Below are 10,747 nucleotides of genomic sequence, written 5' to 3' on the forward strand. Positions count from 1 at the left end.
CAAAAAAGCTTGCAGGCTTGCCAAATTTCGTTAAAATGGCAAGCATGCTTGACAGATTTTTAACGCCCCAAATTACTGCTAAAAAGTCTAGCGTGCTTTTGCTAGGCCCCCGTCAGGTTGGCAAGTCGACTCTGGCACGAAGCCTTTCGCCGGCGCTTACCATTTCCCTCTCTAACCAGTCCACCATGATCGAGATGAAAAAAGATCCGGGCCAGCTACTTCGCGAGATTGCCTTTCTAAAGAAGCCCTCCTTAGTGGTGTTGGACGAGATTCAGCGAGTTCCCGAACTTCTTAACACTGTGCAGTACCTTATCGATGAGCATCCCGTAAAACACCGCTTCTTGATTACCGGCTCGAGTGCGCGAAAGCTTAAGCGAGGAGAGGCTAACTTATTGCCAGGACGCATAATGAAGGCAACGTTAACCCCGCTTCTTTGGAAGGAACTTAAGGAGGAATTCGATCTTAAGCGCGCATTAGTAGTCGGGATGCTTCCTGGAATTTTTTTAAATAAAGACGAAGGAAGCGACCTTTTAGGCACGTATGTAGAGGTATATCTTCGCGAGGAAATCCAAGCCGAGGCTTTGACAAAAAATTTAGGTAACTTTGCTCGTCTCTTAGATGTTATCGCGCTTTCAAGTGGTCAATGGTTAAACTATGCAAAATTGAGCTCCGATGCAGAAATCAATAAAGAAACGATCCGATCCTACATTGCCATTCTAGAGGAAACATTACTGCTCTACCGGATTCCGGCATTTACCCCAAAAAAGCATGTATCGAGAAGAGTTTCACAGCGCGATAAAATTCTACTTTTTGACATCGGTGTTAGAAATTCACTCCTAGGCATTCACACGCGAAGTCTTGCTCCCCAGGATAAGGGGCCCGCGTTCGAACAGTGGTGTATGTTGCAGTCAATCTACATAAATGAGACCCTCAAAAAAGGGTGGCTAATTTCCTCATTCCTGGATTATGGCCATTACGAGGTAGATCTGGTTATTGATACGGGAAGAAAAGTATTCGGGATCGAGATAAAGTCGGGGAGCTCCTATCGCGCGGATTGGTCCAAGGGAATTTCCGCACTTTCGAAATATCTGGGAAAGGGCAAACTAGAAAAACGCATCTGGTTTCAAGGCTCTAGACCGCAGAGGCTAGAAGATGGAACTATTCTTCTGAATTACCTAGAAGGCTTGGAAGAACTACTTGCCGAATAGCAGCACTAATCAAATAAATTCTGCTCTATTTAACCCCTTCATAAGCTTAGCAGCGCCATAATCTAAGACCTTTACTCCTCCCCTCTTTGCTCTGCTTTAACGCTCACCCGCAAGAGCTCTCTAACGCTTTTAGCTTTCACCGATTCCTTGCCAAGAAAGGAATGGACATAAGTAGTGGTTAGGGCCGACACTTGTTCACTCTCGGTTTCTACCGCCAAAACAAAGGAAACAAAGGGCCAGCGCAAATTCGCTTCGCTAGAACTTGCCGCAAGCCCCCAAGAGCCCATGATTACCCGTTTTAGAGCACCACCGATGCTATAGACTAATTTATATATGGGAAGCATCGATTCTTGGTCGATCGCTAGAACAGTTCTTCCGCTTGCATAAAATGGATCACGGGGATTAACCTCAAGTAACCACACTTTGCGCGGAACAAATATCGCTTCCGTAGGGATCCAAGCGGAGCTATGGAGAAAGCGAAGCGTTTGATTATTCCAAAGCATATTGGCATATAAGCCGTCTACCCTTTGATACAGCCCATGCACCGCATAGAGATCTTCCAATGTTGGTTTCTTGCTTTCATCTAAAGCAGACTCTTGACTTAAGGGTTCAGCTAACGACTTAATATTTTCAATAACTGCCAAATTGGCATGAGGAAAAGGAACTAAGAGAATTCGCTCATCTAATACCTTAGCATCCACGTTTTGGATTTTGCCCGACCAGGTAAAAAAATCGTCAAAAGTAATGGGCATGCCAATTAGAGCATCGCTCCTATTAGAGCCAAACACTCTTCGAGCGCGATCTATTACAGGCGAATATATCCACACACTATCACCTCGAAATCCTCTGTATCTCCACGAAACGTGCTGAAAACCAGACACGGCTGCGGGCGATAGGAATTTAAACGCCTCCTGTCTAAAAATGTCGTCCGTGCCAGAAAACTGTGGCCCCCGCTCGAGAGATGAGGCCTGCTTAACTTGCTTCCTAGTCACAGGCTTAACCTCCTTAGCGTCGCTCGCTTGCGGCATTTCAAAATGCTCCGGCTCGGACTCAACGTACACTCTCCCAAAAGAACGCCGATAAAACATCCCCTCCGCCTTGCGAAGCATTTCTCGGCTACTTAGCAACATTAAGTCAAAGCCATACAGCATATCCTGAGATGCCGTCTCCGCGTAGGAACTGTTCCAAAGAATCTGATAAGCTTTTATTACTGGATCCTGCTCGCGATTAATATCGACCGCGGAACCAAAAGGGAACCCGCTTTCAGCTGTCTCCTTGAGGTTGCAAAGTAAACTGCCATCCCTATCTACGGAAAAATGTCCTAGCCCTAGTTCAGTTTGCTTTTGCCAACTTTCGGAAAGTTTCCACTCATAGTTTAGCTGGCGTCCAGCTCTCAATACGAACTTACCACTAGCTAACCACTTATCTAATGGCTCTAGCAAAAAATCACTAAACGCCTTAACGTTTTCGTTAGTAATGAAAAACCTTTCCGAAGAGGAAGGCAGAGGAAGAGACTCCAATAAATATCGCTGTTTGTCCGATAAATCATCGCTTCGATTGTCCTCCTCCGCGAGTAGGTCTCGGGGCAGCGACAAAAAGAGAACTAGTAGGAGGACTAAAGTTTTTACATCAGCTCTTTTCAAAATCACCCTACGACCTCTTGAAACAGGCTAACGCCACGCAAACCGCCATTCGACAGTCCATACGAAAGCGATCGCACATGAACCAACAATAACTCTCCTCGCGACATATCAATACCTACTACAAATTGTTTTAGAACTAGATTTCCCAACAGACTAGTATTGGACTTAGCAGCGACATCAGAGTTTTGGTCTGGCAAATCGACCACTACGACAAATTGATCTTCTAATTTCGCAGAGCCAATGCTAAGCGTATCCGCAATCATAGCAGTTCCATCAAGCGAACCATTTGTAGCAGTGACAGTAGTCGCAACCGACAATTCTGCATCCGCCAGCAATTCTTGCCCAACCTCTGGATCCGACAAAATCACACCACCCGCATTGCCAGTATCCAATCTGACGTCGCGTAAAATTTGCGAATTAATTGCAATTTCTGGAAGTTCTAAATTATTAGCGCTTAATAGCTGAAAATTACTTCCCATCGTAGACAGTCGGGAAATGCTGGGATCTCCAAGCGAAATCACCTCATTTACAAAATCTATGCTAACTAAAGCGTGCTCCAAAAGAGGCTTGCCAATCGCACCGTCAAAGCCAGCTAAATCGACAACCGCAGCGTCAATGTCGTAACCCTCAATGCTGCCAAATTGAAAATGCTCAATACGTCTTACTTCTGTCTCACTAATGCCCGCTATTGTAACGATATTAACCGTTCCACTGTCATCTAACCCTGCCTCAACTGCAAATTCAGGCGACACCAAAAAACTATCTGCTCCCGTATCGAGAATAAAATTGCCTGGAACCCCATTAACTGTAACTGATACCTCGACAAACTTGTCCATCTTCGCGGCAACCTCTGCATACGGCGAGGTTACGACAAAATCGCCAGTATTTATTCCGCCCGAAGATTCGCCGGAAGAATTGCAGCCACCAAAACCTAAGAGAGAAGTAAATAAAACAAAATAAAAAAGCCGCTGCTTCATGAACTGATGCGCAAGAATAGCAAAACAATAATAAAGTTCACACTAACAATTATCAGCAAAAGGATGCTTCTCAATCTCTCGCATGCGCTGCATGTGTTCCTGGAAAAACTGCTTAACACCTTTTTCCTGAAGCACGCGAGAACGCTCCATCAATACTTCTTTCGTCTCAACAAAAGCCCTGGGATATGGCGAGTAAACCTCCGGATGTATGCCAGTATCCATGCGAATGGCATCGACTGGACAGGCATCTACGCAGAATCCGCAATAGACGCAAAGCAAAGTATCAATTTCATACCTGTTTGGATATTTCTCTATATGAGGATCGGGGTGCTCGGCTGGTTCTATGTAAATACATCTAGCAGGACAGGCAGTGGCACACAGAAAGCACGCCGTGCATTTAACCGAACCATCTTGCTTAAGCGTAAGCCTATGTCTTCCCCTGTAACTTGCTGGATAAGCTCTAACCGCGTCGGGATACTCAACTGTCACCCAAGGAGATTTGTTCTTGCCTAAACCAACAACTCGGGCCAGATAAACGCCAAAATTGCGAAGCAAATTGCCAAAAGTTATGCAAATCCCTTTAAAGATCTCCCAAACATATATTTTTTCCAGAAAAGTCATTTCTTCGCGTCTTTTCATATGACCTAGAGCTCAAATTCGTTTATTAATGGCTAAAGATGTTGTAGAGTTACCCACTATAGCAGATTTCTTATAGAGAAGTAGCTAACTATAACATTTATAGCATTTACAAAAAGAATTTTTGTAAATGCTATAAACAGCAAGTGCATAAGCACTTGCCAATAAACAACAAATATCGTTTCCAAAAAGTAAAATATTTAACTTACTTTTTGGAAACGGTATAATGATTTCTTAGCAACCAATGGCTATGGTGTCATCTTAATTTTGGTGCGTGTTTTTCGACCCGTCCCTATACTTTAGTATTTGACTTTCAAGCTGTATGCGGTAAAAAAAGAGGTTATTACTTCAAGTTGTGATTTTTGGTAGGTAAGTTTTAGAGAACGCGAGAAATGATTCAAACTATTGAGATATTTTACTCTTTCGAATGTCCATACAGTTATTTGGCGCTTGACCGCCTATCTCAAATTGAGAATAGCTTCCATGTCCAAGTGCTATGGCAACCATTTTCCGCAAAAGCTGCTGGCCATTCATTCCACAACGGAAGCAACATTTCCCCCGAGAGAGCTAGCTATATTCGCGAAGACGCCACGAGGCTAGCAAAGAAGATGGAGATACCTATAGTCGTTCCAAGCGACTGGCCAGAGAATGGTTTCGACCCAGAAAAGAGCGCTAGAGGCGCGGTTGTTGCTGGGGATTTATCTGTCACGCTGGAATACAACGTAAAGATGTTCCAGCGCTGGTGGGCAGAGGGGGAGGATCCAAACGAGCAGTCTTTTTTTGTTCAGCTATGCGATGAGCTAGACGTAGATCCAAACGAGTTTGCCGGACGAATTAGCACGCACGACACCAGAGAGCGAGTTAAGGGCTTATACAAGCGCGGCAGGCGTCTACAGGTTTTCGATACTCCCATGATTCTTATCGGGGAAGAACGCTTTTATGGCATAGATCGAATTTCACATGCTGAAGACAGGCTAGTCGAGATAGGAGCAAAAAAGCCAAGTTGGATGTAATGCTACGGCATGAGGAATCCTAGACTTGTTCTTAACCTAGCACAGGACAATGGCAGTGCTGTCGGCAAAAACCCCTCCTGCTGGCCAGTAGGAGGGGTTTTTGATTTAGACCGCAGAGATTTTCACCATTTAAAGCACGTTTTACGCCTTAGCCCCGAACGAGAGATAGAGGCGTTTGATCCAAAACTACAAAGGGGTTTTCTTTGCAAACTGATTTCTCTGGAGCCAGAAAAATCGCAAGTGATAGTTTTGCGCGAACTTCCGCTCATTAACACTGGAAGAATTGTTTTAATCCCAGCAATCATAAAACCTCAATATTGCGACCTAATTGTCCGAAACTGCGTTGAGGTTGGGGTTTCTGAAATCCATTTTTTTAAGGCCGATCGAAGTTCTCAAAGAATTAGTTCGAGTCAAGAATTGGGGCGGCGATTATCGCGGCTGGAAAATGTCTCGCAAGCAGCACTTAAGCAGTCTGGTTTTCATGGCACACCACAGATTGCAATGCACCAAAATCTTAAATCAGTTTTAGACAAAGTTCACCCAGGTCGCTCTCGGCAAATCTCTAGTTCAATCGACTTAAGCGATAGCAGGAGGGAATGGCGCCTAGTGTTTGTCGCTCCCCCGAATTTCACCTGCGCTATCGATCTGATAACCGCGAGTCAGTTATTTAAAAGTAACGCCGAGACAGCTACACTTACCCCACAATCGGCTGCGAAAGAAGCCCGAGCTAGTAGTGTCGGGAGCCAAGTATCTAAGAACTCTAATATTTTCGAGGTTTGTGGCGACTCTTATAGAAACGTAGAGCAAAGCCTTGAGAATCCAACACAAACTGCCGATTCCTATATCATAATTGGAGCAGAAGGTGGTTTCTCCGAGGAGGAATTAGACCTCGCTGAAACATTTGGCTATTGGCAGGTAACACTTGGGCCAAAGGTACTTCGTGCAGAAACTGCCGCCACGGTTGCTTGCGCAATGGTAGGGCTTTTGGGCTCAGCTAGATAACGACGTAACGCAGCGCCAAGTATCTAAGTTGGATTGGGGTCGAAGCTATAAATGAAATGTCCTGCATGTAGTTGCACATCATCAAATAAGTGGGACTCCTGCCCAAAGTGCGGACTGGATCTACGACCGCACAAGAAGGCTTTAAATATTGCCATCTCTCACCCATCGCTTTCAATTAAGGATATACGCAACCTAGAGCATAGCTCTGCAGCGAAAGCCGCAGCAGAAAATACGCCAGCCTCAACACCTACAGAAGCACCTTTACCACCTTCGCCACCCAGAGCTACTTCGCAAGTGAAGGAGAGAAAAACCTGGTTGAAGTCGATTTTTGACTCTTCAAGTAGCTCTGAAACAAATGAGCTTGTAGCTGCGCAAGAAGAGCGAAAAACTATCACTCCGCCCATACAAGAACAAGCAGCGACATCTAAACTACCCGAAGCAAAAAGTGAGCCCCCTAAACCCAGTAGGATTTCACTCTGCGATGCTGCAGAGGACGCTATCGACGAAACGCTTCTAGATAAGGCCATTAATGCGAGCATAGCCGCTAACGCCTCCTTTTTTGAAACGGAGGAACAACAACGTTCGTTTGGCGGAGATTTTGCACAAGAGTCCACAGAAGACGATTCTCCGCTGTTTTTTCCAGACGAGCTTCCGGCAGCAAGCGCTGGAAGCCCTTTATCGACTATTCCGACACCATCGGAGTCTCCTACATCGACCCCGCATGTAAGACCAGCCGTGATGGAGTTTAATGAAGACGATGATGAGTTGTTTGAAAGGCAGCTCGATGCTCTTATTGGAGATGCGATGTTAGACATTCAGGCAGTTCCGGAAAAGAAACCACTAAAGGAGAAATCTTCCGCTACAGCCAGCGCATCGAACAATTCCTTTTTCGTCGATGATGATTTGGAAGTGAGCTTTGAAATAGAAAGCGATCTCGATGAAGAGAACTCGTTCGAAGAAGATGCTAGCGAGGAGGACGCTGAGGATGAGAATTTTAACGACACTAACGACGAAGAGAACTTTGAGGACGATCTAGACGACGATAAGCCTTTGGCGCATCTGCTAAGGGATTTGGAGGCTGAGCTAGACGAACCCCTGGTAAGAACACAACAAGACTCACAAGTAGGTATCTCACTAGGGCATGAGACTGACATTTCGAGCATAGAAGATAGCGCATTGGTCTCGCCTCCTTTGCTAGACAACGCGTCCTCAGTTATAGATGCTCATCATGCAAAACCGCCAGCAGGTATCGATTATCAGATAGAGCTGCCAGCAACTTTAAGCACAGCCTTGTCGACTACAGCTACTACACATAGCAATTCATCTCTACCTGACTTGAAGGATTTGGTGGGCGTATTAATAGATCTACTAGCAGAAGCCCATGATGTTCCAAGAAATGAACTAGATTGCTTGGTGCATGGAACCTCGGACATTGAGGCCATCCGCGAGGGAATTGCCGAACTAAAAAAAAAAGAGTTGCTCCTCAATTAGAGGAGAATTTATGGGATGTCGTCGGCAATGAAATAGACGCGCTACTATCAAAAATACCTGCCGAAGATGAGATCTTCATTCAAGAAGTTTTTAATGACAAGCGACGCGAAACTATAGAGTTGTTATTTTCTCTCGTAGAGCAAGAGTTAAGCAATCCTAGCAAACCCAAAAAAATCGAGATTGCCCCCTTAACCGAGGAGAGGAGACTTACTGCTACTGATTTAGAAACCGCCTTTAAAAAATACGGCACTGCCGCAATTTTAGACGAGCAGAGACAAAAGGTCGCTGCGACAGAAAAAGCGGCGATAAGATCGCCAAGAACTTTGCACGCGGAAGGTTTTTATGATGAATCTCAAATTATAGTCGCGCCTATTTGGCGCCGAATTTGTGCCCGCGCAATCGATATTTTATTTTACCTCGAGTCTGCAATAATCGTGTCCTCTATTTCATTCGTGCCAAAGCATATCACATATAAACTCCTCAACTTCGACGCGTTGACGTTTGACGACTTGATGCCGTACAGCTTTCACTATTTACTTACCGCAATAATCGTCTGGCTAGTCATCTCATCGGCGCTTACCGGGGGGCGCGGAAAAACTCTCGGCAAGGGATTAATGGGAATTGAGGTAATAAGAGAAGACGGATACCAAGTTGACTTTCCCACGGCAATCCTTCGGACTTTAGGCGAAAGCATTTCACTTCTAACTCTAGGCCTGGGCCTCCTTCCAGGGCTAGGCAAAAAACATCGCACGATACACGATAGAATGGCCCAAACAGTAGTAATATACGCTCCCATAGTCTAAAAACTGACGAGTAGATTGAACGTTCCCAGTTTATGTGTTAGCGTCACCACCTCAATTCGCTTTTCTTGAGTTCTTTTAGCTTAGACAAAAGTAAAATACGAGTAGTCGAGTAACTGCTAGCAAGCACAATGCGCCATCACACACTGATGTATTGTGCTTGCTAAGTTGGAGTTGTAAGGGCTTGCCGCGCGGCGGGCTCAAATTTGGTTTTTTTCCTATTCGCCAGCTTTGCTGGAACTAGGAAGGAAGGAGGTTTTTATGAAGAACCTCGTTAATTTTATTTTTGCGGCAGCCATGTTGTTAGTATCTTGGCTGCCAGTTTCAGTCGTTCTCGCGACCGAAACTGATACTGGTAGTTGCACTCCGGTCTACCAGTATCATACGGGAGTATATTCCGTCGCGGCCGGCAGCGACGGGTGGAAAATTAGTTTTTCGGGACTTAACCTCGACGCGCCGACGGAGGAAATGGCGGCGAGGTTAAAGGAACTGGAGGGCAGTGAGGTTTCCCTTTGGTTCCATGCAGAACAAAAAGTCGTTGTCGCTGTGCTGGAGGAAAAAACCAGCCGGAGACGGCGATTTGCGGCGGTCGGGCAGTTTGTCGGCACGCCAGATGGGGGAAAATATTTGGCGCTGATGTTTGCGCCGCCCTTACGAGAGGGAGTGATCCGGCTGAATCTCGGCTCGCTCGAGTGTTACCCACTTGACGTAATCCTGGTCGACGAGTTTGGCGACCAGGGTAATCAGGAGACAGTAAACTTGAGGGGGGATCCGTCCTACTGGGTTTCCCTCAAGTGTGACTGGGCGGACCAAAAGTTACGCCTAGTCACAAGAAACGGCGACACGCGCTCGTCAGCGCGAATCGTCGTCAAAAAAATAACTAGCCCATTCATCCCTGAGTAGGGAGTAGGGCTGGTCGATGTTGCTGGGGTGGTGGCCTCCTGAAATCCCACCCACCACTCCCAGCGCATCGCAATTTATGGGTTTTTATTTAGGTTCTCGTCCAACTTAGCAATTCCAAGCGCATTCACTCGTCGGGAAACTAGCAAATGCGTCTCGCTATGCAAAGGAAACGGGGAAGTTTAATAAGAGATTTGGGTCGGGACAGTTAGTGCGATAGAATTCTATTTTGGATGCCGCTGCTACTCCTGGGTAGTCACCTTTTAGCCCCTGCATGTCAATTATGACCTGGAAATGCAAATGTGATGGCCAATCGCCGTTAACATCAGGGGTTCCGAGCTTCCCAATTAGTGCACCAGAAACTAATTCCCTACCCTTTTCGAGGCAATCTAGCGAATCGCTACTTAAATGCCCATAGAGGGTATGAAACATAATACCACCAAGGCGGTGCTCTAAAATAATCGTCGGTCCGTAATCGAAGTGATTGCGATTGTCTTTAAAACTATGAACTCTGCCATTTAGGGGCGCAAAAACTGCTGTGCCAGCCTCTGCCCATACATCAATTCCTAGATGAACAGAACGCGCCTCGCCATCTTGACTAAACAACTCCGAGGAAGCATAGCGCGTGCGGTTTTCGAGATACCCACCCCAAGCTATTTTTGCATTGCTCTTGGCGATCTGCCGTTTAATATATCCTTCCAACACCGCTGTGTCGCTAATATTCAACTGCTCGAGCTCCGTGTTATCCTCACTAAGATCTAGCAAAACTGCGGCCTTAAGAAGGTTAGCTGACATTATGTCAGACAAGCTAGAGGACTCGAGATTTTCAAGCTCAATCTGCACTTTCTCCGATTTATTAAGCACTTGCACCATAGTCAGAAGAAAAAAGCTACTACCACAAAAATCGCTAGCTTGATTTGCCCTAAATATTAGGCTAATTTTTGGATTTGTAAAGTTTAGCTCTTTTCCATTGGCGAGTAAACTCGCGCTCATTCCAAACTATCGGGGTAGTTGATTTTAACGGCAGTGCCTTTAGGTGAGCTTTTTTGCAGCAAAGCTTATCTCAAGGCAATGCGC

10 protein-coding genes are annotated in these 10,747 nt (G+C 45.7%); 6 read left to right on the forward strand and 4 right to left on the reverse strand.

Going from position 1 to position 10,747, the window contains the following annotated elements:
* Positions 1-44: 44 nt before the first annotated feature.
* The gene (locus IT291_10235) at positions 45-1,208 is read left to right on the forward strand and encodes an ATP-binding protein (protein MCC6221604.1); all 1,164 of its coding nucleotides are present in this window, start codon (positions 45-47) and stop codon (positions 1,206-1,208) included.
* 71 nt (positions 1,209-1,279) lie between these two features.
* Here IT291_10235 and IT291_10240 read toward each other — a convergent pair whose 3' ends face one another.
* The 3 genes from IT291_10240 to IT291_10250 are packed head-to-tail and all read right to left on the reverse strand — an operon-like array spanning position 1,280 to position 4,467.
* Positions 1,280-2,857, reverse strand: a complete 1,578-nt coding sequence (locus IT291_10240) for a DUF1329 domain-containing protein (protein ID MCC6221605.1) — start codon at positions 2,855-2,857, stop codon at positions 1,280-1,282.
* Positions 2,854-3,828, reverse strand: coding sequence for an aspartyl protease family protein (locus tag IT291_10245; protein MCC6221606.1), 975 nt, complete (start codon positions 3,826-3,828; stop codon positions 2,854-2,856). The genes IT291_10240 and IT291_10245 overlap by 4 nt, the downstream gene beginning before the upstream one ends.
* Positions 3,829-3,870: 42 nt before the next feature.
* A complete protein-coding gene (locus IT291_10250; GenBank protein MCC6221607.1) occupies positions 3,871-4,467 on the reverse strand; it encodes a 4Fe-4S dicluster domain-containing protein in 597 nt (198 codons plus the stop codon).
* Between the two features lie 389 nt (positions 4,468-4,856).
* On the opposite strand from IT291_10250, the gene IT291_10255 reads away from it, so the two are divergent.
* The 5 genes from IT291_10255 to IT291_10275 all read left to right on the forward strand — a co-directional run bounded on the left by IT291_10255 (position 4,857) and on the right by IT291_10275 (position 9,673).
* A complete protein-coding gene (locus IT291_10255; GenBank protein ID MCC6221608.1) occupies positions 4,857-5,477 on the forward strand; it encodes a DsbA family protein in 621 nt (206 codons plus the stop codon).
* A 501-nt stretch (positions 5,478-5,978) separates the two neighbouring features.
* On the forward strand, positions 5,979-6,479 hold the full coding sequence (locus IT291_10260) for an RsmE family RNA methyltransferase (GenBank protein MCC6221609.1): 501 nt from the start codon (positions 5,979-5,981) through the stop codon (positions 6,477-6,479).
* A gap of 51 nt (positions 6,480-6,530) precedes the next feature.
* Positions 6,531-7,970, forward strand: coding sequence for a hypothetical protein (locus IT291_10265; GenBank protein ID MCC6221610.1), 1,440 nt, complete (start codon positions 6,531-6,533; stop codon positions 7,968-7,970).
* A 119-nt stretch (positions 7,971-8,089) separates the two neighbouring features.
* Entirely contained in the window at positions 8,090-8,773 is a 684-nt protein-coding gene (locus tag IT291_10270; GenBank protein ID MCC6221611.1) for an RDD family protein, read from the forward strand.
* 258 nt (positions 8,774-9,031) lie between these two features.
* Positions 9,032-9,673, forward strand: coding sequence for a hypothetical protein (locus tag IT291_10275; GenBank protein ID MCC6221612.1), 642 nt, complete (start codon positions 9,032-9,034; stop codon positions 9,671-9,673).
* A 156-nt stretch (positions 9,674-9,829) separates the two neighbouring features.
* Here the strand turns inward: IT291_10275 and IT291_10280 are convergent, their stop codons facing one another.
* Positions 9,830-10,543, reverse strand: coding sequence for a peptidoglycan DD-metalloendopeptidase family protein (locus IT291_10280; protein MCC6221613.1), 714 nt, complete (start codon positions 10,541-10,543; stop codon positions 9,830-9,832).
* Positions 10,544-10,747: the final 204 nt, after the last annotated feature.

It is taken from the genome of Deltaproteobacteria bacterium (assembly GCA_020845775.1).
Taxonomy (GTDB): Bacteria; Bdellovibrionota_C; UBA2361; order SZUA-149; family JADLFC01; genus JADLFC01.

Excerpts from the sequence above, each read along its gene's own strand:
- IT291_10260 (MCC6221609.1), top strand. The coding sequence starts at position 5,979 with ATGCACCAAAATCTTAAATCAGTTTTAGACAAAGTTCACCCAGGTCGC.
- IT291_10245 (MCC6221606.1), bottom strand. The coding sequence starts at position 3,828 with ATGAAGCAGCGGCTTTTTTATTTTGTTTTATTTACTTCTCTCTTAGGT.
- IT291_10255 (MCC6221608.1), top strand. The coding sequence starts at position 4,857 with ATGATTCAAACTATTGAGATATTTTACTCTTTCGAATGTCCATACAGT.
- IT291_10250 (MCC6221607.1), bottom strand. The coding sequence starts at position 4,467 with ATGAAAAGACGCGAAGAAATGACTTTTCTGGAAAAAATATATGTTTGG.
- IT291_10265 (MCC6221610.1), top strand. The coding sequence starts at position 6,531 with ATGAAATGTCCTGCATGTAGTTGCACATCATCAAATAAGTGGGACTCC.
- IT291_10280 (MCC6221613.1), bottom strand. The coding sequence starts at position 10,543 with ATGGTGCAAGTGCTTAATAAATCGGAGAAAGTGCAGATTGAGCTTGAA.
- IT291_10275 (MCC6221612.1), top strand. The coding sequence starts at position 9,032 with ATGAAGAACCTCGTTAATTTTATTTTTGCGGCAGCCATGTTGTTAGTA.
- IT291_10235 (MCC6221604.1), top strand. The coding sequence starts at position 45 with ATGCTTGACAGATTTTTAACGCCCCAAATTACTGCTAAAAAGTCTAGC.